General features: G+C 72.2%; 20 protein-coding genes. 4 read left to right on the forward strand and 16 right to left on the reverse strand.

Features of this window, described 5'->3' with window-relative positions; all coding sequences use genetic code 11:
* Nucleotides 1-35 precede the first annotated feature (35 nt).
* The gene (locus tag HD597_RS30070; RefSeq protein ID WP_253746295.1) at nucleotides 36-1247 is read left to right on the forward strand and encodes an MFS transporter; all 1212 of its coding nucleotides are present in this window, start codon (nucleotides 36-38) and stop codon (nucleotides 1245-1247) included.
* Here the strand turns inward: HD597_RS30070 and HD597_RS30075 are convergent.
* From HD597_RS30075 to HD597_RS30085, 3 genes are read right to left on the reverse strand one after another with little or no spacing between them, the layout of a single operon-like run.
* Complete coding sequence (locus HD597_RS30075; protein WP_253746296.1) at nucleotides 1229-2113, reverse strand: carbohydrate kinase family protein; 885 nt, start codon at nucleotides 2111-2113, stop codon at nucleotides 1229-1231. The two genes, HD597_RS30070 and HD597_RS30075, sit on opposite strands and share 19 nt — an antisense overlap.
* Entirely contained in the window at nucleotides 2110-3135 is a 1026-nt protein-coding gene (locus HD597_RS30080; RefSeq protein ID WP_253746297.1) for a LacI family DNA-binding transcriptional regulator, read from the reverse strand. The genes HD597_RS30075 and HD597_RS30080 overlap by 4 nt, the downstream gene beginning before the upstream one ends.
* 5 nt (nucleotides 3136-3140) lie before the next feature.
* Nucleotides 3141-4601 (reverse strand): glycoside hydrolase family 13 protein, encoded by a 1461-nt coding sequence (locus tag HD597_RS30085; RefSeq protein WP_253746298.1) that lies wholly within the window; start codon nucleotides 4599-4601, stop codon nucleotides 3141-3143.
* Between the two features lie 240 nt (nucleotides 4602-4841).
* Between HD597_RS30085 and HD597_RS30090 the strand changes: the two genes are divergently transcribed.
* Nucleotides 4842-6134 carry an ABC transporter ATP-binding protein gene (locus HD597_RS30090; RefSeq protein ID WP_253746299.1) on the forward strand — a complete coding sequence of 431 codons (1293 nt, stop codon included), beginning with the start codon at nucleotides 4842-4844 and terminating at the stop codon, nucleotides 6132-6134.
* Between the two features lie 139 nt (nucleotides 6135-6273).
* The gene (locus HD597_RS30095) at nucleotides 6274-6897 is read left to right on the forward strand and encodes an FMN-dependent NADH-azoreductase (protein WP_253746300.1); all 624 of its coding nucleotides are present in this window, start codon (nucleotides 6274-6276) and stop codon (nucleotides 6895-6897) included.
* A 19-nt stretch (nucleotides 6898-6916) separates the two neighbouring features.
* Here the strand turns inward: HD597_RS30095 and HD597_RS30100 are convergent, their stop codons facing one another.
* The 7 genes from HD597_RS30100 to HD597_RS30130 all read right to left on the reverse strand — a co-directional run bounded on the left by HD597_RS30100 (nucleotide 6917) and on the right by HD597_RS30130 (nucleotide 16797).
* Entirely contained in the window at nucleotides 6917-8110 is a 1194-nt protein-coding gene (locus tag HD597_RS30100; RefSeq protein ID WP_253746301.1) for a CysS/YqeB C-terminal domain-containing protein, read from the reverse strand.
* A gap of 426 nt (nucleotides 8111-8536) precedes the next feature.
* Nucleotides 8537-9850: an acyltransferase family protein gene (locus HD597_RS30105; protein ID WP_253746302.1), complete on the reverse strand. Its 1314-nt coding sequence runs from the start codon at nucleotides 9848-9850 to the stop codon at nucleotides 8537-8539.
* A 145-nt stretch (nucleotides 9851-9995) separates the two neighbouring features.
* Nucleotides 9996-11078: a cation diffusion facilitator family transporter gene (locus tag HD597_RS30110; RefSeq protein ID WP_253746303.1), complete on the reverse strand. Its 1083-nt coding sequence runs from the start codon at nucleotides 11076-11078 to the stop codon at nucleotides 9996-9998.
* A 60-nt stretch (nucleotides 11079-11138) separates the two neighbouring features.
* A complete protein-coding gene (locus HD597_RS30115; protein ID WP_253746304.1) occupies nucleotides 11139-12302 on the reverse strand; it encodes an acyl-CoA dehydrogenase family protein in 1164 nt (387 codons plus the stop codon).
* Between the two features lie 10 nt (nucleotides 12303-12312).
* Nucleotides 12313-12825 (reverse strand): MaoC family dehydratase, encoded by a 513-nt coding sequence (locus HD597_RS30120; RefSeq protein ID WP_253746305.1) that lies wholly within the window; start codon nucleotides 12823-12825, stop codon nucleotides 12313-12315.
* A gap of 69 nt (nucleotides 12826-12894) precedes the next feature.
* Entirely contained in the window at nucleotides 12895-13500 is a 606-nt protein-coding gene (locus HD597_RS30125; protein WP_253746306.1) for an ACT domain-containing protein, read from the reverse strand.
* Between the two features lie 180 nt (nucleotides 13501-13680).
* Complete coding sequence (locus HD597_RS30130; protein WP_253746307.1) at nucleotides 13681-16797, reverse strand: bifunctional cytochrome P450/NADPH--P450 reductase; 3117 nt, start codon at nucleotides 16795-16797, stop codon at nucleotides 13681-13683.
* Nucleotides 16798-16850: 53 nt separating this feature from the next.
* Here HD597_RS30130 and HD597_RS30135 point away from each other — a divergent pair, with 53 nt between their 5' ends.
* A complete protein-coding gene (locus HD597_RS30135; protein WP_253746308.1) occupies nucleotides 16851-17426 on the forward strand; it encodes a TetR/AcrR family transcriptional regulator in 576 nt (191 codons plus the stop codon).
* A gap of 91 nt (nucleotides 17427-17517) precedes the next feature.
* Here the strand turns inward: HD597_RS30135 and HD597_RS30140 are convergent, their stop codons facing one another.
* The 6 genes from HD597_RS30140 to HD597_RS30165 form a co-directional block, all read right to left on the reverse strand.
* A complete protein-coding gene (locus HD597_RS30140; protein ID WP_253746309.1) occupies nucleotides 17518-17820 on the reverse strand; it encodes a hypothetical protein in 303 nt (100 codons plus the stop codon).
* A gap of 33 nt (nucleotides 17821-17853) precedes the next feature.
* Nucleotides 17854-20052: a serine/threonine-protein kinase gene (locus HD597_RS30145; RefSeq protein WP_253746310.1), complete on the reverse strand. Its 2199-nt coding sequence runs from the start codon at nucleotides 20050-20052 to the stop codon at nucleotides 17854-17856.
* Complete coding sequence (locus HD597_RS30150; RefSeq protein WP_253746311.1) at nucleotides 20049-22139, reverse strand: protein kinase family protein; 2091 nt, start codon at nucleotides 22137-22139, stop codon at nucleotides 20049-20051. Before HD597_RS30150 ends, HD597_RS30145 begins: the two co-directional genes overlap by 4 nt.
* A gap of 135 nt (nucleotides 22140-22274) precedes the next feature.
* Nucleotides 22275-23528 (reverse strand): right-handed parallel beta-helix repeat-containing protein, encoded by a 1254-nt coding sequence (locus tag HD597_RS30155; protein ID WP_253746312.1) that lies wholly within the window; start codon nucleotides 23526-23528, stop codon nucleotides 22275-22277.
* A 58-nt stretch (nucleotides 23529-23586) separates the two neighbouring features.
* Nucleotides 23587-25365, reverse strand: a complete 1779-nt coding sequence (locus tag HD597_RS30160; RefSeq protein WP_253746313.1) for a glycoside hydrolase family 13 protein — start codon at nucleotides 25363-25365, stop codon at nucleotides 23587-23589.
* Between the two features lie 5 nt (nucleotides 25366-25370).
* On the reverse strand, nucleotides 25371-26204 hold the full coding sequence (locus tag HD597_RS30165) for a sugar ABC transporter permease (protein ID WP_253759542.1): 834 nt from the start codon (nucleotides 26202-26204) through the stop codon (nucleotides 25371-25373).

Genomic DNA, 26204 nt, shown 5'->3' on the forward strand with positions numbered 1-26204 from the left:
CTGACAATCGGAATCGTTGCCCGGGGGCATACCGCGTGAGGCGTGCATTCATCACCTTGCTGGCCGCCACCGCCCTTTCCGTCACGGGAACCATGCTCTGCCTCCTCGCCGTCCCGTGGTTCGTCCTGGAGACCACCGGCAGCGCCGTGCTCACGGGGGTGGCCTCGTTCGCCACGACGCTCCCCATCGTCATCTCCGCCGCCTTCGGCAGCACGATCGTGGACCGGCTCGGGTTCCGCACGGTGAGCGTGCTGTCCGACCTGGTCAGCGGGCTGATCGTGCTGGCCGTGCCGGCGCTCTTCCTGACCACCGGGCTGAGCTACCCGCTGCTGCTGGCGCTGCTGTTCCTGCGCTGGCTGGCGGCCACCCCGGGCGAGACCGCGCGCAAGGCCATGCTGCCCGACCTGGCCGCGGCGGCCGGCGTGCGGATCGAGCGGGCCACGTCCGCCTACGACGGCGTCCACCGCGGGGCCGCGATGGTGGGAGCGCCGCTGGCCGGGGTGCTCATCCTGTGGCTCGGGCCGAGCATGCTGCTGCTGGTGGACGGGGTGACGTTCCTGCTGTCCGCGGCGCTGGTCGCCGCGGGGGTGCCCCGGGCGGGACGGGCGCGGCGCGACTCCGGCGGGTACGCCGGCGAGCTGCGCGCCGGGCTGGCCTTCCTGTGGCGGGACCGGTTGCAGGTCAGCGCCACCGCGATGATCGTGGTCGTGAACCTGCTGGACACCGGCGTGACACAGGTGCTGCTGGCGCTGTACGCGCGCGAGATGACCGGCGACCCGCGGGCGTTCGGGCTGCTCACCGGCGTGCTGGGCGCCGGCGCGGTGGCCGGGACCATCGTGTACGGGACGGCCGGCGACCGATTACCCATGCGGCTGACGTACGGATGGTGCTTCCTGGTGGCCGGGGTGCCGCGCGTGCTGGTGCTGGCCCTGGGCGCACCGTTCCCCGCCGCGCTCGCCGTCACGGCGATGTCCGGGTTCGCGGCGGGCGCGATCAACCCCATCCTGGGCATCCTCCAGTACGGCCGGATCCCCGCCCCGCTGCGGGCCCGGGTGATCGGCGCGATGACGGCCGCCGCGTACGCGGGGATGCCGCTCGGCGGGCTGCTGGCCGGCGCGCTCACCGCGGTCATCGGCCTCGGCGCCACCCTGTTCGTCTTCACCGGCGTCTACCTGCTGATCTCCGTGCCGCCCTTCGTCTGCCGGGCCTGGCGGGAGCTCGACCGGCGTCAGCCTGCCGACGCCTGAGCCCTGGCCAGCAGCAGCGGCTCGCTGATCGGCGACTCGTGCGTGCCGGTGACCGTGCAGGCGTGCGCGCCGGCGACGGCGCCCAGCCGTACGGACTCCTCCAGCGGCCTGCCGCGCAGCAGGCCGTACAGGAAGCCCGAGACGAACGCGTCGCCCGCGCCGTTGCTGTCGGCCACCGGGCCGGGCAGCGGGGCGGCGGGGAAGGCGCGCACCTCGCCGGAGTCGCGGGTCAGGACGAGGCAGCCGTCGGCGCCGCGCGTGCACACGACCGTGCGGGCGCGCCCGCGGCCGAGGATGCCGCGCATCGCCGCGGCCGGGTCCTTCAGCGCGGTGGCCGACAGGAACACCAGGTCGGAGCGGTAGGCGAAGTCCTTGTGGTAGTCGTCGGCGCCGTCCCAGTCGTGCAGGTCGGTGGAGACGGGCCTGCCTTCCAGGCCGGGGAAGACGTCGCGGCAGCGCTCGGTGATCGACACGTGCACGTGCGCGGCGTCGACGCCGGTGTACAGCTCCTCCGGCAGGCGCTCGCCGGGCGTGGCCTTCGGGTCGTGCAGTGACAGCCGGCGCCCGTCGGGGCCGACGAGCAGCACGCTGCGCGTGGTGCCGGCCTCGGCCGGGCCCCAGCGGCAGTCGATCCCGCGCAGCGCGTGGCGGATCAGGGCGCCTTGCGGGTCGTCGCCGATGAGGTCGGCGAAGACGACGCCGAGCCCGAGGGCGTGGCAGCCGAGCGCGACGCCGGAGCCGGTGTTGCCGATCCGGTCGACGACCGGCGGCACGTGGTAGGTGTCGCGGTAGGGCAGGGGCAGCTCGGGCACGTACACGGTGGTGTCGACCCCGGACCCGCCGAGGACCAGGACGTCGGCCCTCACCGGTTGACCAGCGGCCCTGAGCCGGTGGAGCCGCGCACGACGAGCTCCGGCTGGAAGATCAGCTCGACGTGCTTGGCGGGCGCGCCGTTGACCTCTTCGAGCAGGGTCTGCACGGCGGCCGAGGCCATCGCTCCTATCGGCTTGCGCACCGTGGTCAGCGGCGGGTCGGTGAACGCGATCAGCGGCGAGTCGTCGAAGCCGACCACCGACACCTCACCGGGCACCGACAGCCCCTTCTCCCGGCAGGCGCGGATCGCGCCCAGCGCCATCAGGTCGCTCGCGCACACGATGCCGGTGCAGCCGCGGGACAGGAGCTGGGCGGCGGCGGCCTGCCCGCCCTCGACCGAGAACAGCGAGTGCGCGATCAGGTCGTCCAGGCCGTCGGCGCCGAGGAGCTGCGCCATGGCCTGCCGGTAACCCTCGATCTTCCTGATCACCGGCACGAACCTGCGCGGCCCCAGCGCCAGGCCGATGCGCTCGTGGCCGAGGTCGACCAGGTGCTGCACGGCCAGCCGCGCGGCCATGCGGTCGTCGGGCGAGATGAAGGGCGCGTCGATGTGCTCGCTGTAGCCGTCGACCAGCACGATCGGCAGCCCGCGGTCGGTCAGCCGGGTGTAGCGGTCCATCCGCGCGGTGGTGTCGGCGTGCAGCCCGGAGACGAACACGATGCCGCTCACGCCGCGATCGACCAGCAGCTCGGTGAACTCGTCCTCGGGGGCGCCGCCGGGCAGCTGCGTGCACAGCACGGGCGTGTAGCCGTGCTGCGTCAGGGCCTTCTCGATGGCCTGCGCGAACGCGGGGAAGATCGGGTTGTCGAGCTCCGGCGTCACCAGGCCGACCAGCCCGTTGCTGCGTTGCCGCAGGCGGGGCGGGCGTTCGTAGCCCATGAGGTCGAGCGCGGTCATCACCGCTTGGCGGGTGGCGGCCGAGACTCCGGGTTTCCCGTTGAGGACCCGGCTGACCGTGGCCTCGCTCACCCCGGCCTGGGCGGCGATGTCGGCTAGGCGAGCGTGACCGTTCATGGCACTTACTTTACTTTCCACCAGGCCGCCGAATCCGCTGCTCCAGGGACATCGGAGGCGATCAGGAGCTCGCCGTCGAAGCCGAGGTCCACGGGGCTCGCGGTCAGGTTGACGGCGCAGACGAACGTACCGCGGGAGAACACCAGCGTGCCCTCCGGCGAGTCGTGCCAAACCAGCTCGCCGTCGATCTCCCTGCGCAGCCGCAGGGCCTGGCGGTACAGCTCCAGCGTCGAGCCGGGCACGCCGCGCTGGGCCTGCACGCTCAGCTCGGCCCACGCGGCGGGGATGGGCAGCCACGGCTCGGTCCAGCCGCCGTCGCGCGTCCACGGCATCGGCACGCGGCAGCCGTCGCGGCCGCTGTCGGGGTCGCGCAGCCGCTGCGGGTCCTGGCACAGCTCCGCCGGCAGGTCGAGCACCTCGGGCAGGCCGAGCTCCTCGCCGTTGTAGACGTAGGCCGAGCCGGGCAGGGCGAGCGTCAGCAGCGCGGCGGCGCGGGCGCGGGCCAGGCTGCCGTAGCGGGTGACGTGCCGCTTGACGTCGTGGTTCGACAGCACCCAGGTGGTCGGCGCGCCGACCGAGCCGGCCGTGGCCAGCGAGGAGTCGATCACGGCGCGCAGCTCGGCGGCGTCCCAGGGGGCGAACAGGTAGTGGAAGTTGAAGGCCTGGTGCAGCTCGTCGGGGCGGACGTACCTGGCCAGCCGCTCGGGGGTCGGCGCCCAGGCCTCGGCCACGCCGATCCGCTCGCCGGGGTAGGAGTCGAGCACGGCCCGCCAGGTGCGGTGGATCTCGTGCACGCCGTCGTTGTCGAAGAACGGCACCGGCTCCCTGCCGACCATCCTGGCCTGGTTGCCGCGGCCGATGTCGGGCAGGCCCGCCGGCTTGACCATGCCGTGCGCGACGTCCACGCGGAAGCCGTCGACGCCCAGGTCGAGCCAGAAGCGCAGGATCGACAGGAACTCGCCGCGCACCTCCTCGCTGTCCCAGTTGAGGTCCGGCTGGGAGGGGTCGAACAGGTGCAGGTACCACTGCCCGTCCTCGACCCGCGTCCACGCGGGCCCGCCGAAGATCGACTCCCAGTCGTTGGGCCGGTCGCGGAAGATGTAACGATCGCGTCTCTCACCGCGCAGCGCCTGCTGGAACCAGGGGTGGGCGGAGGAGGTGTGGTTCGGCACGACGTCCACGATGACCCGCAGCCCGTGCTCGTGGGCCTCGTCGATGAGCGCCTTGGCGTCCGCGAGCGAGCCGAAAAGCGGGTCGACGTCGCGGTAGTCCGCCACGTCGTAGCCGAAGTCGGCCATCGGCGAGGTGTAGAACGGCGTCAGCCAGATGGCGTCCACGCCCAGGTCGGCGAGGTACGGCAGGCGATCGCGAACACCGATCAGGTCGCCGATGCCGTCGCCGTTGCCATCGGCGAAACTGCGCACGTAGACCTGGTAGATCGCGGCGTCTCGCCACCAAGCGGTCATGGTCTCCCCCGAGTCATCCCCCGAACGTCCCGACTATGAAAGCCTTTTCCGCAACTTTACGCAAGTCCTTCCACGCCCACCAGATCCGGAAATTTGGGCGTACGGACACCCAAAACTCCCGTCCGAAACACGCACGAAAGAGATTCTTTATGTCAAGGGTGGACATCTAGCGTTAAGGCGCGATGTACTACCTCTTCAATCAGCCTCGTCACAGGTGACACGCGCGCAAGGTGTGAGCCCATGAGCTCGGTCGTTCTCGACAAAGTGACCAAGGTGTATCCGGGCGACTACCTCGCAGTCGACCGGCTGAGCCTACGGGCGGAAGACGGCGAGTTCCTCGTCCTCCTCGGCCCCTCCGGATGCGGCAAGTCCACGTTGCTGCGCATGATCGCGGGCCTGGAGGAGATCACCGAAGGTGAGCTCTGGTTAGACGGCCAGATGGCCAACCACCTGGCCCCGCGCGACCGCGACGTGGCGATGGTCTTCCAGAACGGCGCCCTCTACCCCCACCGCACGGTGCGCGGGAACATCGCCTTTCCCCTGGAGATCGCCAAGTCCGACCCGGCGATGGTGCGCGAACGCGTCACGGAGCTGTCCAAGGCGCTGCACATCGACGAGACGCTGGACCGCCGCCCGGGCACGCTCTCCGGCGGCCAGCGGCAGCGGGTGGCGATGGGCCGGGCGATCGTGCGCCAGCCCAGGCTGTTCCTCATGGACGAGCCGCTGTCGAACCTGGACGCCGGCATGCGCACCGAGCTGCGGATGGAGATCTCCGCGCTGGTCAGGTCGCTCGGCGTCACCACGATCTACGTCACGCACGACCAGGTGGAGGCGCTGACGCTGGCGGACCGGATCGCGATTCTCAATCGCGGCGTCCTCCAGGACGTCGGCACTCCGGCCCAGATTTACAACGATCCAGCGACGGCCTTCGTGGCGGCCTTTCTCAACTCCCAGCAGTTGAACCTGTTGGCGGCGGGTGTCAGGACTCCGCAGAACCAGTACGTGATGCTCGACTTCGGCCCGCACCGGCTCACGATGCCGTGGAGCGATCCCAGGGCGTACGCCATCTCTCAGCACACCGGCGGGCAGGTCCTGGTGGGGCTGCGGCCGGACGGGCTGGCGCCGGTGCCGGAGTCGTACGAGGGGCCGGCGTTCTTCGGGCGGGTGCGGGCGCTGGAGTACCACGGGCACGAGTGGCTGGCGTACCTGGAGTGCGGAATGCCGGCCGTACCGGTGCCCGAGCCGCCGGACCCGCGCAGCCGGGGCGGGCGCGCCAACGGCGACAAGAACGGCACCGGCAAGCTGTCGGGCCTGGTGCGGCGGCTGTTCCCGCGCCAGGAGCAGGAGTGGCAGGACCAGGAGCAGGTCGGCGCGAACCCCAACAGCGGCATCCACCGCCGCTCCGACCTGATCGTCCGGCTCGGCGGCCGGCCCATCTGGCGCGCGGGCGACGCGGCCAAGGTCGGGGTGGACCTGTCCCGCATCATGATCTTCACCCCGGACGGCGCCCGCATCGACCCGCCGCGCCGCTAGCACTCCCCCGCCCCCAGGCCGGGTGCCGCCCGACGGCGCCCGGCCTTCTTTCGCTTGACCAACCGGACCATAGTCCGTATTGTCGGCTCAGATAACCGGACCACAGTCCGATTCCTCTCCACCGAAGGGACCCGGCACCATGAGCCGCCTGCTGCACATCTCCGCCTCACCGCGCGGAGCGGAGTCCATCTCCCTGGCCGTCGCCCGGACGTTCACCGACGAATACCTCGCCACCCACCCCGGCTCCTCCGCCGACCACTTCGACCTGTGGGACGGCACGCTCCCCGAGTTCGGCCCGGCCGCCGCGCACGCCAAGATGACCGTGTTCGGGGGCGGAACCCCGCAGGGCGAGCAGGCGCAGGCGTGGGCCGCGGCCGTGCGCACGTTCGAGCGCTTCGACGCCTACGACCGGTACCTGTTCAGCGTGCCGATGTGGAACGCGGGGGTGCCGTACAAGCTGAAGCAGTTCATCGACGTCGTCAGCCAGCCCGCGATGGTCTTCGACGTGCACCCCGGGACCGGCTACCGCGGCCTCGTCACGGGCAAGCGCGCCGCCGTCGTCTACACCAGCGCGGTGTGGGGGCCGGGGCTGGGGCCGGAGTTCGGGATCGACTTCCAGTCGACGTTCTTCGAGGAGTGGCTGAGGTGGGCGGGCGTGGGCGACGTGCGGACGATCCGGCACCATCCGACGCTGACGGGCTCGTACGAGGACGAGCGCAAGCAGGCGGACGAACGCGCCAGGCAGATCGCCAGGACGTTCTAACGGCGCGGCCGCGAGGCGCTCAGGAAACCGCCGACCAGCGGGGGCCGCCGGGGGTGTCCTCGACCGCCACGCCGCCGCGCGCCATCGCGTCCCGCAACGCGTCCGCCACGTCGTAACACCCCTTCCCCCGGAGCTCCGCCCGCAGCTCCAGCAGTGGCTCCACCAGCGCGGGCAGCCCTTCGGAGCGACGGCCGGCCGCCTGGGCGAGCTCGCCCAGGCGGGCGATCAGCAGCCGCATCAGCTCCCTGGCCTGCTCCACCCCGCCCGAGTCCTCCTCCGTGTCGGCGGCCCACTTGACGATCTCCGCCTCCAGGTCGAGCACGGCCTGCGCCGCCGCCACCATGTCGGGCCGGTCGGCGGCGATCTTGAAGAGCTCCTCGCAGGAGCGGATCGACTCCTCCAGCGTCACCTCGGCGGGCGCGCCCGCCACGGAGCCGCGAGCCGGGAGCGGGACGGGAGCGCCGGCGCGGCCCTCGGCCAGGCGGCGCAGCTCGGCGAGGTCGGTGCCGGTGCCTGTGGGCAGGACCGTGAGCGAGCCGGGCCGCCGCACGGTCAGGCCGCCGCGGCCCGAGACGCGCACCGACTCGGTCTCCAGGTCGATGATCAGGGCGGTGTGCTCGTCTAGCCCGAGGACCGCCGTGCCGGGCGGCAGCTCGCGCTCCATGCGCGACAGCCGGCGCTCGCCGAGGTAGCAGTAGCGGGTGTCGTGGGTGCCGCCCTCGGCGTTGTCGAAGTGCGGGATCAGCACCGCGCGCAGCCCGAGCGGCTCCAGCAGGTCGATGCCCTCGCGCCAGTGGGGCTCGGCGCCGACCTTGTAGATCTCGTAGACCGGCACGGTGGCCAGGCCGGCGGTGCAGGCGGCGGCCGAGGCCAGCACGGTCACGCCCGTGCGGGCGCGGATCCTGGCCCGCAGGTCGCCGGCCACGCCGGAGCCGGCCCAGCTGTCGAGCGCGTACGTGGGGCTGCCGGGGCCGGAGAACACCCAGTCGGCGCCGGTGATCGCCGGCGCCACCTCCACATCCAGGCCGACGCTGCGGGCGAAGTATCCGCGAGCGCGGGCGGAGATGTCGGCGCGGTTCTCCTGGAAGGCGTACGGGGTGTCGAGCAGCACGGCCCGCGCCCCCGCGCGCAGCGTCCGCGCGGCGGCGCGGTGGATCTCCACCATGGTCGGGCTCGTCTCGCCCGACCCCATCAGCACCAGCAAACCGGGCATCAGTCTCGGCCTCTCTCTCGCACGCCCTCGACTACAACCCGGCCCGCCGCGAAGTTTCAAGACCAGGACACATATGCCTCATGAACGCAGTTGCATATGATTGGCAGTAAGTTGTCGTCGGTGACGGGGAGACACGTGGTCTCGGTTGAGACGCTCATGCTACGGGTGGGCACCGACAGGCGATGGTCATACCGGCATGCCATTACCCGGCCACTACACGGCGAAAGCCCCGACGAGGCCGCCCGCAGGCTGGCCGGCGTCACGGCCGGCGACCCGGGTGTGGTCGTGCACTCCACGAGCTGGCGGCACGAGCCGGGCGGGAGGATCGTGCTGACGTACGCGATCTGCCCCGATCCGGAGCCGTGGCTGGCGGCCGTCGAGGTGCCGGTGCTGGAGATCGCCCGCGGCGAGGCGCCCGCGACGCCGTCACCCGAGCGGGTCGGCCTGGCCAACGTGGTCGCGCACGCGGTCAGGCACCTGGCGTTCCTGATGGCCGAGGACCCCGTCGTCTCCGGTGTCCTGGCTCGCCACCCGCTGATCGCCGCCGCCCTGGAGCCCGTGACGGCTCCGGCGTGACACGCGGCGGCCCAGCTCCTGCATGGGCCGCTCGACGTAGCGGTAGGTCAGCGCGCTGGCGCCGAGCACCACGGCCAGCGCCAGCGCCGACATGCCGAGCTGCACCGGCAGGTCCGCCCGCCGCAGGTCGCCGGAGATCTCCACGAAGTACTTCAGCAGCGGGTGGTGCACCAGGTAGAGCGAGTAGCTGATCAGCCCGAACCACACCAGCACCCGGGGCAGCCGCCGCCCGCGCAGCGCCATCCCGATCGCGAACGTGGCGCCGGCCAGCGCGATCGTGGTGATCCACACGTCGGCCTCCACCCACCACCAGCCGCTCTCGATCGCCCACAGGGGCGAGATCGCGACCAGCGCCGAGGTGACCGCGACCGGCCACAACCCGCCGGTCCCGCGCTCCCAGCGATGGATCGCCGTGCCCGCGAACATCACGGCCAGCACCGCCGTGCCCAGCCACGGCACCCGGCTGCTCAGCACCAGCAACGTCACCGCCATGAGGCCGAGCACGCAGGCCGACAGCGTACGGAGCCTGCCCAGGAGCACCCCGGCCAGGCCGACGACGAACACCGCGCACGACACGTACGCCGGCCACCCGCCCTTGAGCACCGCGCCCGACGCCACCAGCCCCACCACCACGGCCCCCGCCGCGAACCCCATCGACAGCAGCCCGCTGCGATCGTGCCCGCGGATCAGGAACAGCGCCGTGACGAGCAGGTAGAACACCATCTCGTACGACAGCGTCCACATGGTGTCGGCCACGCCGCCGACGCTGACGACGTCGAGCAGCATGGTCGCGTGCGCCGCCACCGCGCTCCCGTCGCGCGGCACCTCCCCCCGCACCGGCACCCACCACGAAAGGGCCAGGACGAGGACGATGACCGCGAGGTAGAGGGGGTAGAGGCGGAAGAAGCGGCTGATCCAGAAGGCTCTGACGTCGCCGTGGCGCTCCAGGGACGTCGGGATGATGTAGCCGCTGACCAGGAAGAAGACCAGGATGCCGTAGACGCCCAGGCTGAACCAGTAGGGCCGCAGCGCGGGCAGGAACCACGGCAGCAGGTGCTCGGCCACCACGGCGAGCGCGCCGATGCCGCGCAGGGCGTCCAGCCAGGCGAGTCGCGCGGCTGGACGGGCGGGCGGCGTGACGGCGGGAAGGGCGGCTGCGGACACTCGCCCCAACCTACCCTTTCCGGCCGCGGTGATGCCGGGATCGGCGGGGTCGGAGATCTCCCTCGAAGGGCCGGGCGCACCTCACGGGTCCTGGACCTCGCGGATCCTGGACCTCGCGGATCCTGGACCTCACGGATCCTGGACCTCACGGGTCGCGGTGGGCGGTGAGGCTGGCGTGGTGGTCGGCGCCGTCCGGGCCGTCCGGGTCCGTGTGCACGGTGGCGGCGCGCAGCCGGGGCAGGTCGTGGATGAGGCGGTGCTCGGCCTCGACGGCCACCTTGTGCGCCGCCACGACCGACATGTCGTGATCGACGAGGATCTCCACCTCGGCGTGCAGCGCGTGGCCGATCCACCGCAGCCGTACGGACTCCACCCGCCGCACCCCGTCCACCGTGGCCAGGATGCGTTCGGCGTCGTCCACGAGCGCGGGATCCACGGCGTCCATGAGGCGGTGGTAGATCTCGCGGGCCGCGTCGCGCAGGACGAAGCCGATGGCGATCGTGATGAGCAGGCCCACGACGGGGTCGACCACGGGGAAGCCGAGCGCGGCGCCGCCCGCGCCGAGGAGCACGGCCAGCGAGGTGAAGCCGTCGGTCCTGGCGTGCAGGCCGTCGGCCACCAGCGCGGCCGAGCCGATCTCCTTGCCCACCTTGATGCGGTAGCGGGCCACCCACTCGTTCCCGGCGAACCCGATCACCGCCGCCGCGGCCACCCAGCCCACGGCCCTGATCTCCTGCGGGTCGAGCAGCCGCCGCACCGCCTCGTACCCGGCCAGCGCCGCCGAGGCGGTGATGAGCAGCACGATGACGATGCCCGCCAGGTCCTCGGCGCGGCCGTAGCCGTAGGTGAAGCGGCGGTCGGCGGCGCGGCGGCCGACCGAGAACGCGATCGCCAGCGGCACGGCGGTGAGGGCGTCGGCGAAGTTGTGCAGCGTGTCGCCGAGCAGCGCGACGGAGCCCGAGGCGGCGACGATGACGGCCTGGACGGCGGCGGTGACCATGAGCACGGCGAACGAGACGGCCAGCACGCGCATGCCCCGGTCGCTGGCCTCCAGGGCACTGTCGGTCTTGTCGGAGGTGTCGTGGCTGTGGGGGGCGATGGCGTGGCCGATCCTGCCCAGCACGGCCCCGATCCCGCCGCGCCCGCCCTCCGCCCGCCCATGCCCGTGCCCATGCCCGTGCCCGTGAGCGGGTTCATGATCGGATTCATGGTCGTGCTGGTCGGACATGGCATCCCTCGCTTGCGCCCTTCGTCCCTTTCGTCAGGATAAGGAGTCGCGCTCGGCCGCCTACCAGCCGACCTTGCCCTTCCCCGAGACGAGCGCGCGGGCGATGACCATCCGCTGCACGTCGTTGGTGCCCTCGCCGATCGCCATCAGCGGCGCGTCCCGGTAGAGGCGCTCGACCACGTACTCCTGCGAGTACCCGTACCCACCGTGGATGCGCATCGACTCCAGCGACGCCTTGAGCGCCACCTCCGAGGCGAAGTACTTGGCCATGCCCGCCTCCATGTCCACCCGCCTGCCCCCGTCGGCCTGGGACGCGGCCCAGTACGTGAGCAGCCGCGCGGCCTGGATCTCCGTGGCCATGTCGGCGAGCTTGAGCTGGACGGCCTGGAAGTCGGCGATCGGCTGGCCGAAGGCGGTGCGCTCGCGGGCGTAGCCGAGCGCGGCGTCGTAGGCGGCCTGGGCGACGCCGACGGCCCGGGCGGCGATGTTGACGCGACCCAGCTCCAGCCCGCCGAGCACCTGCTGCATGCCGCGCCCCTCGACGCCGCCGAGCAGGCAGGAGACCGGCACGCGCACCTCGTCGAGCACCACCTCGCACGTCTCGGTGCCCTTGTAGCCGAGCTTGGGCAGGTCGCGGCTGACGCCGAAGCCGGGCGACGACGGGTCCACCAGCAGTACCGACATGCCCTTGTGGGCGGGCTCGGCGATCGAGGTCTTGACGAGGACGGGCAGCGGGTCGGCGTGGCGGGCGTTGGTGATCCACGTCTTGGTGCCGGTCACGACGTAGTGGTCGCCGTCGCGGACGGCGCGGGTCTGGATGCCCTGCAGATCGGTGCCCGCGCCGGGCTCGGTCAGCGCGATCGCGGTACGGCGCGCGCCGGTGGCCAGGTCGGGCAGGTGCAGCCGCTTCTGCTCCTCGGTGCCGTGCCGGGAGATCATCCAGCAGGCCAGCGAGTGGGAGCCGATGGTGCCCGCCACGCCCATCCAGCCGCGCGCGATCTCCTCGAAGACCAGCGCGAACGACACCATGTCGGCCGCCATGCCGCCGTACTCCTCGGGCACGGACAGCCCGAACAGCCCCATCTGCTTCATCTTCTCGACGATCTCGGCCGGGTAGCGCCCGGAGTGCTCCCACTCGGTGGCGACCGGCACGATCTCCTTGTCCACGAACGCGCGCAGGGTCTCGCGGAACGCCTTCTGCTCGTCGGTCAGCTCGAAGTCCATGTGGCTCTCCTCAGAGCGGGCCGGTGCTGGCCTGGGGGAAGTAACCCTTGTCGTGCGGGGCGTCGCGCCGGTAGACCATGACGGTCCGCGTCCAGGACATGATCTCGTCGCCGTCCTGGTTGAGCCCGCGGGTGTAGCAGGTGACGATGCCGGCGTACGGGCGGGACTTCGACTCCCGTTTCGCGGTCACCTTGGACTCGGCGTACAGCGTGTCGCCCACGAACACCGGGTGGGTGAGCTTGATCTCCTCCCAGCCCAGGTTCATGATCGCGGTCTGGCTGACGTCGATGACGGACAGGCCGAGCACGATGGCCACGCTCAGCCCGGAGTTGACGATGATCTTGCCGGTGGGCGACTTCGCGGCCAGGTGGGCGTTGAAGTGGTTCTGGTTCGTGTTCATGGTCAGGAGCGTGAACCAGGTGTTGTCCGCCTCGCTGATCGTGCGGCCCATGGGGTGCTGGTAGACGTCGCCGACGGTGAAGTCCTCGTAGTAGCGGCCGATGGCGGGCTCGTGCACGGTCACGGGCTGCTCCTGTTGCTACGCGATCAGGAGGCCCACGTTAGTGACCAGATGATTGTTCGGTCAATCATGTCAGGAGGCGCGTGCCGCCAGCTTCGAGACCACGTCCACGATGCGGGCGGCCCGCTCGACCTCGGCGCGGTGGAACACCGGCCCCTCCGCCCGCGCCACCACCACGTGCAGCCCGGCCGTGAGCACGGGCAGCAACATCAGCCGCACCTCCTTGGCGTCCACGCAGATGGCCCGCGGCGGCGACTCCGGCAGCTCGAACTCGGCGGGCGCGGCCAGCGAGGCGTGCCGCACGGCTCCGTCGGCCACCGCCACCGACCACTCCGCGCCGCACAGGGCGGGCAGGGCGTCCACGAGGGTGGCGAAACCTCTGGCGGGCTCGGCGGCCACGTGCATGAGCAGGTCGTAGTCGGGGGCCGAGCCCGGCACCTCCTTGGTGGCCCACACGCCTTCCACCCGGACGCCGGGCATGGCGGACAGCCGCTCCCGCGCCTCGGCGGCGGTCACCGGCCCCGGCCAGGAGACGGTGAAGTCGTCCACGGCGCGGCCGGCCTCGCGTTCGAGCACGGTGACCTGCAGGATGTCCGCTCCCAGCGCGCCCAGCGCCTTGGCGACCTGGCCGAGCCCACCCGGCCGGTCGGGCAACGACACCCTCAGTCGCAGCAGCATTTCCGCCCCCTTTCCAGGAGCTCTCACAGTGCCGTGGAAAGGTTTCGAGCATGTTCCACGGATATGTCGCGCATGCTGCGGTTATATCCCAAGATGCAGTGTTAAGTCCGGATTGTCGATAAAGGGAAGTTGAGGTTTTCCGCCCGGCATCCTGTGCCACGCGGGTCGGCGGCCCGCGGGTCAGGCGAACACGTCCTGCTGGTAACGCCCGCCCGCCTCCAGCCCGGCCAGCCACGCGGCGCCGTCCTCGCCACCGGTCCTGCTCCGGTGGATGTCCAGCAGGGCCTGCCGTACGGCGGGCGCCATCCGCAGCCCGTCACCGCAGACGTACACGTGAGCGCCCTGTTCCAGCAGCTCCCACACCTCGTCCGCGCGCGCCGCCACGGCATCCTGCACGAACCGGTACGGATGCCCCGCCACGGCCGAGTACGCCCGGTGCACGCTCACCTCATCGGCCAGCTCCCAGGAGGCCAGCTCGTCGGCGTACAGCAGGTCGTGCTCGGGATGGCGGCACCCGGTGAACACCTCGGCGCGCCCCGTCGCCCCGCCCAGCGCCCGCTCCTCCAGGAAGCCGCGTAGCGGCGCGAACCCGGTGCCGGGGCCGACGAGGATCACCGGCGTGGCCGGGTCGTCCGGCAGCCGGAACGGCGGCGCGGGCACCCGGACGTAGCCGTAGAACACCTCGCCCTCCTCCAGCCCCGCCAGGTACGCCGAGCACATGCCCTGGTAGGTGCCGGCGCCGGACCAGGCGGGGCCCTCCACCAGCCCGACGGTGAGCCGGACCACGCCCGGATCGGCCAGCGGCGAGGAGGAGACGGAGTAGTAGCGCGGCTTGATCGGCCCGGCCATCTCCAGGAACACCGGCAGCGGCAGCTCGATCGCCGGGAAGCGCTCCAGCAGCGCCAGCGGGGAGACCCGCTTGGCGAGGATCTCGTCGGCGTAGCCCGCGGTCAGCTCGGCGAGCTGCCCCTTGGTCCACGGGCAGGCGGTGTGCGCGGCCAGCGCCTCCAGGTCGGCGCGGGTTGCCACCTCCTGCAGCTCGGCGAACTCGGTCAGCAGCAGCCCGGCGGTGACGGGCGTGTCCACGGGCAGGTGGGTCGCGCCGGCGGCGCGCAGCCGTACGACCTGCTCGCGGGGGACGCGCAGGCAGCGCAGCGCCCACTCCACCAGCTCGGGGTCGTTCTTGGCGAAGACGGCCACGTGGTCGCCCGCCGAGTACGTCACCCCTTCGGGCAGCCTGGCCACGATGGAGCGCACGCCGGGGCGCGGCGCCTCGGCCGAGAAGTCCCAGAGCCCTTCGGGGTCGCCGGTGAGCTCCTCGTTCGAGATGACGGTGAGCGGGAAGGCCCGCTCCGACACCACCGACGGCCTGACCTCGGCCTCGCTGAGCACGTCCATCTCGTAGCGGGGCCCCGCCGCGCCGGCGTCGGCGCTGTACTCCTCGGCCAGCGCCGCCCACAGGCGCGCCGTCCACGCCGACACGTCGCCGTCGAAGTCGCCGTCCGTGTCGGCCTCGCCCCGCTCGATGAGCGGGACGGCCCCCGCCGCCGTCAGCTTCTCGTACGCGCGCCGCGGGAAGTCCTGGTACGTGGGCCACTGCGTGTTGCCGCAGCCCAGCACGGCCAGCCGCACCCCGGACAGGTCGGGCAGCGCCTCCAGGGCGTCGAAGATCTGCGCGTTGTCGGGCGCCTTGCCGTTGTAGGAGGAGGCCACCACGATCAGCAGCCCCTCGGCGGGCGGCGCCAGTTCGTCCAGCGTGGTCAGTGTCGTGGCGAACCCGGCCCGCCCGGCCCGCTCGGCCAGCCGCTCGGCGATGTCGGCGCTGGTGCCGAGGTTGGAGCCGTAGGCGACGGTGAGCGGCACGCCGGTCACCGCGATGTCGTGCTGCTCGCTCTCCCGCTCCGGCAGCGCGGCCGGCACGGCCCGCTCGTGCGCGCGCCGCTCGCGGACCCTGAGCGTGAACCCGTCGGGCTTCAGCGTCAGCGTCTGCTTCGTCTTCATGCGGTAGACGTTCGGGTCGGACAGGGCGAAGCGCCGCAGGATCATCGCCAGCGCCAGCCTGGCCTCCGTGAGCGCGAACTGGCGGCCGATGCAGGCTCGCTCGCCGTTGCCGAACGGCTTGTACGCGGCGGGGTGGTGGCTCTGCTTGTTCTCCGGCAGCCAGCGGTCGATGTCGAACTCGTCCGGCCGCTCCCACGCCTTGGGGCTGCGGTGCAGCGGCGGAAGCAGCACGCCGACGCCCTGGCCCCTGGGGATGAGGTAGGGGCCGATCATGGTGTCGCGCTCGGCGGCCACGCTGAAGGCGGGGATCGGCGACCAGATCCGCAGCGTCTCCTCCAGGACGCGGGGGATGACGTCCAGCTTCATGATCGTCTCGTACGCCGGCGGCTCGTCGCCCGGCAGCAGCCGGTCCACCTCCTCGTACGCGCGGGCCAGCACGTGCGGCTCGCGCAGCAGGTTGTACAGCGCGAAGGAGAGCAGGCCGCTGGTGGTCTCGTGGCCGGCGATCAGGAAGGTGAGGACCTGGTTGCGAATGTTCTCGTCGGACAGGCGGGCGCCCGTCTGCGGGTCGGACGCCTCCAGCATCAGCCCGAGCAGGTCCTTGGCGGCCCCGTTGCCGCCCTCGGCGCGGCGCTGCCTGATCACCTCGTCCACCAGCTCCTGCATGGTGGCGATGTCGCGCCGGTAGCTCTCCTCGTTCCGCTTCTTGAGCCTGGTCACGAACGGGAGCTGCTGGTTGCGGTGCATGGCCTCGGTCAGCGCCCCGCCCATGGCCTCCAGGAACGGGTGCAGCCGCGGCGAGTCGAAGGAGTTGAACCGGTAGCCGAACCCGGTCAGCGAGATCGTGTCGAGGGTCAGCCTGGTCATGTCGTCGGCGACGGGCAGGTCCTCCCCCTGGCGGGCTGCCCACGACGCGACGAGCTGCTCGGCGACCTCCAGGAACTGCGGATAGTACGCCTTCATCGAGCGCTGGCTGAAGGCCGGCATCAGGATGCGGTGCGCGTGACCCCACACCGGCTCGTCATGATCGGCCGTGAACAGGCCGTCACCGCCGAAGTCGCGCACGATCGACAGCGGCGGCCTGATCCGCTTGACGAACCTGCTCTCGTCGCACACCTCGGCGACCAGGTCGGGGTCGTAGACGAGGACGACCCTGCGACCGGCGATCTCGAGCTGGAAGATGCCCTCGTCGTACTGCGAGGCGACCTTGACGAAGTGCTCCACCGGCGCGTGCGAGGGGACCTGCAGCGTGTTGCCCACGAGGGGCAGGCCCGCGGGGGCGGGGATCCGAGCCATGAGTGCTCCCTTCCATAGCCATACACCGTATGGCTGAAGCTACCATACGGTGTATGGCAGTGAGCGCGCGCAGGGGCGCACCCCTGACTCTCGAAGAGATCAGCTCCACCGCCCTGCGTCTGATGGACCAGGGCGGCGTGGAAGGGTTGTCCATGCGCAAGCTGGCGGCCGAGCTGGACGTCAACCCCATGTCGCTGTACCACCACGTGGACAACAAGGACGCGCTGATCAGGCTGATCTGCTCGACGGCCGCGCAGCGCATGGAGCTGCCGCCGGACGACGGCTCACCCTGGCAGGACCAGCTCCGGGCGCTGGCCCTGGCCTACCACCGCAACGCGCTGGAGCATCCGGCCATGTGGCAGCACCTGCACAACCACCCCGAGATCATCGCGGACCGGGGGCTGGTCATCTGGCAGACGCTCTACCGCATCCTGCGCCTGGCCGGGGTGCCGGAGCCGGAGCTGCGGCGGACGAGCGACGTGCTGCACGCCTTCGTCACGGGCTTCGTCATCGCCGAGACGACGGGGCACCTGCCGGCCGACGAGGTCGAGCGCGGCTTCGACACGGCCATCAGGCTGATCATCGGCGGGCTGGCCGGGCTGTCGGGGCCATCTGAACGGTCCGCCTGAGCGCTCAGGCTGAGCGGTGCGGCTGGGCGGTGCGGCTGGGCGGTGCGGCTGACCTGGTGTGGCTGGGCGGTGCGGCTGAGCGTGACGGGTCTCAGCCCGCCGCCTCCCAGACCGCCTCGAACGCCTCCGGGGTGATCTCGGTCAGCTCCCACACCTCCAGCGGCTGGTCGGTCAGGAAGCCGTACTCGTCCTGCAGATGCCGCCACCAGTAGCGGCGGGCGCCCCGGTCGGCGCCCACCTCGACCTGCCGCACGGCCCACTGCTCGCGCTCGTCACCCTCGACGCTCTCGAACAGCCACGCCCGACCGTCCTCGTCGCCCAGGTGCCAGTAGTGGCGGGGCGTGTCGGACTCGGCGAGCTGCCGCACCAGCGGCTGGCGAAGATCTGGGACCACGCCGCCACTCTAGCCCCGGCCGGTCGGAGACCGTCATCGAACGGTCAGCGAGACCGTCACCCTGTCCAGCTCCTTCGCCGGGCCTTCGGCGAGGGTGCGCACCGCCTTGCCCCGCAGGTCCGCCATGACGAACCTGGTGCGTCCGCCGCCGGAGGCGGTGGCGAGGTAGTGCTCGCCGTCCAGCCAGCCCTGGAACTCGTGGCCGTCGCCGAGCGGCACCTCGGCCGCGCGCCGGCCGGTGGCGGCGTCCCACAGGCACAGGTCGCGCCCCGGCGGCGGGCACCGGGTGCTGAACACCGTGCCGTACCTCGGGCCGGTCACCGCGTTGGCGGCGAGGAGCTCCCCCGCTCCGGTGAACGAGCGCAGCTCGGCGCCCTTCAGGTCGTGCAGGCGGATCGTGCCGTCCCGGCCCTGGTGCAGCACGCTGTCGCCCGGACCCCAGACGTACGGGCCGGCGCCGCCGCCGGGGACGTCGCGGGCGGTGACGGCCCGCGTGACCGGGTCCACCACGACGAAGCCGGTGGCGCGCCGGTCCTTCCCCGTGCCCTCGTGGACGGTCAGGAGCAGGCGTTCGTCGTCGCTCCAGCGCAGGTCGGTGGTGTCGCCGGGCTTGTCGGAGGTGCGGATCTGGACGTCCTCACCGGTGCGGCGGGTCACCAGGCGCAGCACGTTGAAGTCGGTGCGGGCCAGGGTCCCCAGGCCCAGGGCGGCGACGTATCGGCCGCCTGGGGAGACCACCGGCGTCTGGAAGTTGCCGAAGAAGGTGAACGCTCCCGAGGCGGGGTCACGGACGTACGCCGGGTGGCCCGTCGCCGCGTCGTCCGTCACGCCGAAGACCGATGACACCCACAGGGGGTCGTCCGGGTTGTCGTGCACCGTGATCGACCAGTCGGGGAGACGGACGGTCGCCGTCGAGGAGGTCCGCATCGGCTTCGCGAGCGTGTACGGCGAGCGCTCGGTCGAGGGCGACGAGCCCCCGGGCCAGGGCGACGAGCCCTCGGGCGAGGCCGGCGAGCGCTCCGGCGGGGGTGCCGAGCGCTCGGGCGAGGGCGTGACCGCCTGGGCGGCCTGCTCGCCGGGCGTCCGCGTCAGGACGTGCGCCGCGCCGCCCGCCGCCAGCACCACCAGCGCCGCACCGGCGGCCGCGTACCGGATCCGCCGCTGGTGGTGCTGGCGGCGGGCTGCCCGCACCTCAGGCCCGCCGGGCTGCGACCCGGCCGGTGCGCCGGACCCCGGCCCGGCCCCGGGCCGCGGTCCGGACGACACCCCGGACGCCCGCCCGGCCGCGAGCCGCGACTCGGACCCCTGGCCGGGCATGGGCTGCGGCTCGGGCACAGGGCCGGGCGCGGGCCGCGGTTCCGGTGGGGACGCGGATCGCCGGCCGGCCGCGAGCAGGCGCCGGGGCGGCACGGGATGTCCGAGCAGGGTCAGCAGCGCGCGCGAGGCCGCCGGGCGCTCGGCGGGTTCCTTGGCCAGGCAGCGCAGCACCAGCTCCCGCAGATCGCCCTGGAGCTCGCCCACCTCGGGCTCCGCCGTGAGGATGCGGTTGATCACCACCGGGAGGTGGGCGGAGCCGAACGGCGGCCGGCCCGTGCCCGCGGCCACGATCGTGCACGCCCACGCGAACAGGTCGGCCGCCGGGCCCGAGCCCGCCCCCGAGAACTGCTCAGGCGCCATGTACGGCGGCGTCCCCACGAGCTCGGCGGCCGTGCGCTCGCCCGCGTCCAGCCCGCGCGCGATCCCGAAGTCGATCACCCGCGGGCCGTCCCGGCCGAGCAGCACGTTGCCCGGCTTGAGGTCGCGGTGCACCACCCCCGCCTGGTGGATCGCCGTCAGCGCGGTCAGCGTGCCGATCGCCAGCCGGCGCAGCTCCGCGCCGCGCAGCGGCCCGCGCTGGGCGATCACCTGGGCCAGCGACGGGCCGTCCACGTACTCGCTGACGATGTACGGCAGCCCGTCCAGGTCACCGGTCGCCAGCACGTTCGCGGTGCAGAACGCCTTCACGCGGCGGGTCAGCTCGATCTCCCGGGCGAAATCCATCCCTTCGTCCGCCCCGCCGCCCGCCCCGCCGTCCGCGGCCGGGCCGTATCGGAGCACCTTGACCGCGACCTTCTCGCCCTGCGGTGACTCCCCCAGGTACACCACGCCCTGGCCGCCTTCGCCGAGCCGGCCCAGGATGCGGTACGAGGCCACCTCGGCGGGGTCACCGGCGACCAGCGGGGTGGCCGTCACCGCGCCACGGGCGCCCAGTTCAGGGCGCCGTTGAGCGGGTTGACGTCAGCGAGGACGCGCGACACGTCGCCGGCCAGGTCCAGGATGCGCACCTCGGCACGCTTGTCGTTCTTCTTGTCCGGCTGCTGGAGGAGCAGGTGGGCCTCGTCGAACCAGCCGAGCAGGTTGGCGTCGGGGCTGATCCCCGGGACCGTGGCCACCCGCACGCCCGTCTCGGCGTTCCACACGCACAGCTCCCCGCCCTTGGGGCAGACGGTGTAGAAGAGCCTGCCCGAGGGGGAGAACCAGTCGCGGTTGCGCGGCTTGCCCACCCAGTGCATGCTCCGGGTCACCTGGCCGGCGTCGTTGTAGAAGTCGATGCCGTTGGTGTCGCCGTCGTGGTAGCCGCGTGCCAGCCCGCCGTCCGGGGTGAAGGTGAAGGCGAGGCTGATGTCGTCGGAGTACTCCGCCTCCACCACCTTGGCGGTCCTGGCGGTCAGGTCCACCAGCGCGAAGCCGCTGATCTTGGTCCGCTTCTCGTCGGTGACCGACAGCACCACCCGCCTGCTGTCGCGGGACCACACCGGGAACCACGTCTGCCGCGGCTTCTTCACCGTGGCGACCGTGAACCGCTCGCCCGTCCTGAGGTTGACGAACCTGACCTGGTCCAGGTCGGAGTCCTGGAACTTCAGCCACGGGTTCAGGACGACCCAGGCGCCGTCCGGGGAGACCGCGGGCTCCTCGCCGAAGCCGACCTGCTTGAACGCTCCCGTGGTGTCGCGGGCGAAGGCGCTGAACGGCTCCTTGGTCTGCAGGTACGCGGCCAGGCGGACCGCGTCGGAGGTGTGCTCGTGGAGGGTGGCGCCGAGGTCCGGCAGCTTGACCTTCTTGTCGGCCTTCTTGGCTACGGACGGCACGGGCGCGGCCGTCGCACCGGCCGTGATCCGGGGCGCCGCCGTGATCACCGCCTCGGCCACCTGCGTCGGCACCGCCCCTGTGGCCTGCGTCGGCGGCGCGGTGGCAGGCAGGGTGGTGGAGGGCAGGGGGGTGGAGGGCAGGGTGGTGGAGGGCGAGAGGGCGGAGTGCAGGGCGGCAGGCGGGCGGGAGGGTGTCGCGCTCCGGCCCGTGAGCGCGTACACGCCGCCGCCCGACAACACGGCTCCCGCGACGAACGCCGCCACCGCGACCAGTGCCGTGCTCCTGCGCCGCCCGGGCGCCGCGACCGGCGGCGCGACCGGCTCCGGCGCCCCACCGTCCGCCTGCTCCGCCGCGCCCGCCTCACCTCCGGGCGCGCCTCCCGGGACGGCGGCGGGCACCGTACCGGTCAGGAAGCTCGTCTCTCCGACCAGGCGCAACAGCGCGTCGCTCGCGGACGGACGCCGCGCCGGATCCTTGTCCAGGCAGGCCAGCACCAGCTCCCGCAGGTCACCGAGCTCCGGCAGCTCCGGCGCGGCGTTGGCGACGCGGTTCACCGTCCCGGCCATCGAGCCGCCGTCGAAGGGCGAACGCCCGGACGACGCGTACGCGACCGTCGCCGCCCACGAGAACAGGTCAGCGGCCGGCCCCGCCACCCCTCCCTGTAACCGCTCCGGAGCGGTGAAGGCGGGAACGTCCACCGTGCGGGTCGTGGCCTCGCCGGTGGACGCCATCGCCCGCGCCGGCCCGAACCCGATCACCCGGGGACCGTCCGGCCCGAGCACCACCGTGTCCGGCCCCAGCTCGCCGTGCGCCCACCCGAGCTGGTGCAGGGCGACCAGGGCGGTCACCGTCCCCACCGCGAACCGGTGCAACGCCGCGTCGCGCAGCCGCTGCCCCGCGGCGACGGCCTCCCGCAACGTCGGCCCGTCGATGTGCTCGCTGACGACGAACGGCCGCCCGTCCTCCAGCGTGCCGGAGCCGAGGACCTGCGCCGTGCAGAAGGCCGAGACGTCCTGGAGCGGCTCGACGGCCTCCAGGAAGCTCCCGGGATCGACGTCCGCGGGCAGGACCCTGACGACCACCCGCTCACCGTCGTCCGGCTCGCTGACGTAGGTGCTCGCGCCCAGCCTTCCCGCGAGCCGATATGACCCGATCTCGGAAGGATCTCCCGCACGCAGTGGCTGGATCACCGGCATGTCCCGCGCCCCCCTCGCCCGTCCACCCATAAATGATCAATCATGGTGGCGGCGCCTCGCAACGGCAGGCGCCGGAACGGTCCAGAGCGGCCGGAGGCGCGCCGCCCCGGGGCTCCTCCTGGCCAGGGGTTACTGCTGGTAGGCCCCGGCGTCCAGCGGGCCCGACAGGGCCTTGCCCTTGACGTCCTTGCCGAAGGCCTTGCCGCCGTACCACTTCGCCGTCAGCGCCACCCCGCGGCCCAGCGCCGGGGACCCCGCCCGCAGCCGCAGGTCGGTCCTGGAGGCGAACTTGGGATCGGCCACCACCGACTTGGGCCCCAGCTTGAACGTGGCCGTCCGCCCCTGGTAGACGCTGCCGGCCTCGTCGGCCCCGGCCCCGTCCTCCCAGCCGGCCTCCCCGCCGACCGCGATCACGTTGTTGCGCAGCTTCAGGATCGACGGGGAGCAGCCGTCGTGGCAGGACCAGCCGATGGTGTCCTTGGCCGGCAGGTACACGGAGTTGTGCACGGCGATCGTGCCCTTGACGGGGCCGACGATGTGGCGGGAGCCGCGGGTGATGAGGAAGGAGCCGCGGCTGCGGGAGGAGGTGACGACGTTGAAGGCGAAGAGGTTGCCGCCGGCGGTCTTGCCCTTCTGGGCGCCGAGCTCGGTGAACGTCTCGTTGTTCCTGGAGATGTTGTGGGTGACCTTGTTGCGGTCGCCGTTGAAGATCTCGACGGCGGCCCCGTCGGTGCCGTAGTCGGCGCTCTTGGCGAAGCTGCCGGTGATGGTGTTGCCGGTCACCACGTTGTCGTCGCCGTTGAGGAGCACGCCGAAGGCTCCGGAGTCGTTGTCGCCGCCGTCGTCGTTGACGCTCATCCGGTTGTTGTCGGTCAGGACGCTGTCGCGGATGGTGTTGCGCGAGCCGGTGGGCGTGACGAAGACGCCGGCGATGTTGCGGTCGGCCTCGACCCGGCTCAGCTCGTTGGAGTCGCCGCCGAGCTCGAAGCCGGCCCAGCGGCAGTTGGACGCGCGCAGGCCGCTGATCTTCCAGTGGTCGCCGTTGACGACCACGCAGTCGTCGTCGGTGCCGCTGATCTTGGCGAGCGGGCCGCTGCCGTACGCCTTGACGGTGATGGGCTGGGCGGCCGTGCCGTTCGCCTCCAGCTTGAGCGGCCCGGTGAAGCTGCCGCCGCGCTTGAAGGCGACGGTGTCGCCCGGCTTGAGCTCGGCGGCGGCGACCTTCTCCAGCGACTTCCACGCGGTGGCGGCGGTGGTGCCGTCGGCGGCGTCGTCACCGCCGCGGGAGTCCACGTAGTAGGTGGTGCCCGCAGTGGCCGCGAAGGCCGTGGACGGTACGACAGGCAGGAGCGAGGCCAGCACGGCCACGGACAGCAACCTCATACGAGCACACCACTATCTAGTTGGGACGGGAGAGTCGGCAGAGGCCACCGTAGCGTCATCAGCGTGTGAGGCGCCACACACGCAGCGAAGGTCCCTCACCCGGGATCACGTCGCCGTCCTCGGCGTTGTGGAGGCCTGTCGCGTGCGTGCCGATGGCGAGCGGCTCGCCGGGCGCGCGGCGCGCGGACACGAGGATCGTCTCGTCGTACGTCTCGCGCGCGAACACCAGGCAGTCCGCGTCGGCGTGCAGCCAGCGCAGGCCGCCGTGGCGCAGGGCGGGCTCGGCCCGGCGCAGCCCGAACAGGTCGCGGTAGCCCGCCAGCGTCTGGAGGTCCTGGTCGGCGGGCCGGTTCCAGGGCATGGGGGTACGGGAGTGCTCGCCGTTCACGCCGGTCAGGCCGTACTCGCTGCCGGCGAAGACCATGGGCGTGCCGGGCAGCGTCGCCTGAAGGCCGGCGGCGAGCAGGTGGCGCTCGCGCGAGCCGGTCACGGTGCGGACGCGGGGCGTGTCGTGCGAGTCGAGGAGCTGCCAGGAGTGCACGAGCGAGCGCCACGACATCTGCGAGGCGAACGACCTGAACGCGGCCAGCGTGGCGGCGCCGTCGCGGTGCGGCACGCCGCCCGGCACGCCGAGGAAGTGCTCCAGGTCGCAGCCGGGGCCGCGCAGCCAGGCCCACACGGGGCGGGTGAAGCCGCCGTAGTTCATGGTGCCCTGCCAGCCGTCGCGGTCGAGATCGCGGGTGGCGTCGTGGTTGTGCTCGGCGATGTAGGCGGCGTCGGGGCCGAGCTCGGCGCGCAGCAGGGCGGCGACCTCGGCCGCGTAGTCGTCGGCGCCGCGCCTGCCGGTCATGTTGGCCACGTCCACGCGCCAGCCGTCGAACGGGCCGAGCCACTTCTTGAGCACGGCCGTCATCTCGGCGCGCACCAGGTCGCTGCCCCAGTTGAGCTTGGGCAGCGACTTGAAGCCCCACCAGGATTCGTAGTCGCCCGTCACCGGGTCGAAGTAGAACATCTCGCGTTCCGGCGCGTTCACGTCGGAGACGGCCGCGGTGAACCATTCGTGCGTGTCGCCGGTGTGGTTGGTGGTGATGTCGCCGAGCAGCCGCATGCCGCGCGCGTGCAGCGCGCCGGACAGGCGGTGCAACGCCTCGTCGCCGCCGAGCAGCGGGTCCACGTGCTCGAACGTGGAAGCGTTGTAGCGGTGGTTGGAGCGGGCGGGGAAGATCGGCGTCAGGTAGACGGTGTCGGCGCCGAGGCTCTGGATGTGGTCGAGGCGGCGGGTGACGCCGTCGAGGTCGCCGCCGTAGAACTGCTCGGCGGTGCCGGCGCCGCTGGGGATGACCGGGTCGCGGTCCCAGTCGCGGGGCAGCGCCCAGTCGGGCGGCTCCGGCATGGGCCGGGAGCGGTCGAAACGGTCGGGGAAGATCTGGTAGACGATGGCGTCCGACATCCACTCGGGCGGGGCCTGGTGGCAGACGAGGCGGAAGTCGCCGGCGTCGGTCAGGTCGTGGGCGGCGAGCCCGGCCGCGGTCAGCCACCGCTGCCCGCCCGTGGTGTGCAGCAGGAAGCGGTACGGGGTGACGGGGTTGACCGCGGTGATCTCGGCCCGCCACCAGACGTCGGTCCTGCCGTACCCGCTCGCCTGCCTGCCCCCGTCCACCGCGGCCTCGAAGTAGCGCGGCTCGCCGTCGTGCACGGCGCGGACGTGCACGGCGGTGACCCCGGCCACCAGCGGCGCGCGCAGCCAGAGCGTGACGCGCGCGCCGAGCCGGGGCCGCTGGTCGGAGACGTACAGAGCCGAGCCGTCGTGATGCGGCTCCCCCAGAAATCGCAGCACTGCACCTATCCCTTGACTGCTCCGGCGGTCAGGCCGGAGACGATGTACTTCTGCAACCAGAGGAACACACCGACCGTCGGAACGGCGGTAATGAGGGTGGCGGCGGCGAACATGCCGAAGTTGGCGTTGCGGTGGTCGCCGGCGATCATGCCGTACATGCCGACCGCGAGGGTCTTGCTCCCGGTGTCGCGCAGGAACACGTTGGCCATGAGGAACTCGCTCATGGTGCCGATGAACGCCAGCAGCGCGGTGACCGCGAGGATCGGCGTGACCAGCGGCATGATGACCCGCCAGAAGATCTGGGCGTGCGTGGCGCCGTCGACGGTCGCGGCCTCGTCCAGCTCCTTGGGCACGGTGTCGAGGAAGCCCTTCATCAGCCAGGTGTTCACGCCGAGCGCGCCGCCGAGGTAGAGCAGCAGCAGGCCCCACACGGTGTTGAAGCCGAAGGCGGGGTAGAGCTCGGTCACCTCGGTGAAGATCATGAAGATCGTCACGATGGCCAGGAACTGCGGGAACATCTGGATGAGCAGCAGCGCCATCATGCCGACCCGGCGGCCGGCGAAGCGCATGCGGCTGAAGGCGTACGCGGCGAACATCGACAGCAGCAGGCTGGCGAACGACGACGTCAGCGCGATGAACACCGAGTTGGAGAACCACCGGCCGAAGGGATAGGTGTCGGAGGTCAGCAGGTTGGCGAAGTTGTTCAGGCTCGCGCCCGTGGGCAGCAGCTCGGTGGAGGCCAGCGTGCCCATCGGGTTGATCGCGGCCGAGAGCACGAACAGGATCGGGAACACCGCGAACGCGCACACGACGAGCACGAAGACGTGCCGGAGCGTCAT

This window comes from Nonomuraea thailandensis (assembly GCF_024172165.1).
Lineage (GTDB): Bacteria > Actinomycetota > Actinomycetes > Streptosporangiales > Streptosporangiaceae > Nonomuraea > Nonomuraea thailandensis.

Coding starts and splice junctions, on each gene's coding strand:
- HD597_RS30080 (WP_253746297.1), bottom strand. CDS start 3,135: ATGAACGGTCACGCTCGCCTAGCCGACATCGCCGCCCAGGCCGGGGTG.
- HD597_RS30085 (WP_253746298.1), bottom strand. CDS start 4,601: ATGACCGCTTGGTGGCGAGACGCCGCGATCTACCAGGTCTACGTGCGC.
- HD597_RS30090 (WP_253746299.1), top strand. CDS start 4,842: ATGAGCTCGGTCGTTCTCGACAAAGTGACCAAGGTGTATCCGGGCGAC.
- HD597_RS30095 (WP_253746300.1), top strand. CDS start 6,274: ATGAGCCGCCTGCTGCACATCTCCGCCTCACCGCGCGGAGCGGAGTCC.
- HD597_RS30100 (WP_253746301.1), bottom strand. CDS start 8,110: ATGCCCGGTTTGCTGGTGCTGATGGGGTCGGGCGAGACGAGCCCGACC.
- HD597_RS30110 (WP_253746303.1), bottom strand. CDS start 11,078: ATGTCCGACCAGCACGACCATGAATCCGATCATGAACCCGCTCACGGG.
- HD597_RS30115 (WP_253746304.1), bottom strand. CDS start 12,302: ATGGACTTCGAGCTGACCGACGAGCAGAAGGCGTTCCGCGAGACCCTG.
- HD597_RS30125 (WP_253746306.1), bottom strand. CDS start 13,500: ATGCTGCTGCGACTGAGGGTGTCGTTGCCCGACCGGCCGGGTGGGCTC.
- HD597_RS30130 (WP_253746307.1), bottom strand. CDS start 16,797: ATGGCTCGGATCCCCGCCCCCGCGGGCCTGCCCCTCGTGGGCAACACG.
- HD597_RS30135 (WP_253746308.1), top strand. CDS start 16,851: ATGGCAGTGAGCGCGCGCAGGGGCGCACCCCTGACTCTCGAAGAGATC.
- HD597_RS30155 (WP_253746312.1), bottom strand. CDS start 23,528: ATGAGGTTGCTGTCCGTGGCCGTGCTGGCCTCGCTCCTGCCTGTCGTA.
- HD597_RS30165 (WP_253759542.1), bottom strand. CDS start 26,204: ATGACGCTCCGGCACGTCTTCGTGCTCGTCGTGTGCGCGTTCGCGGTG.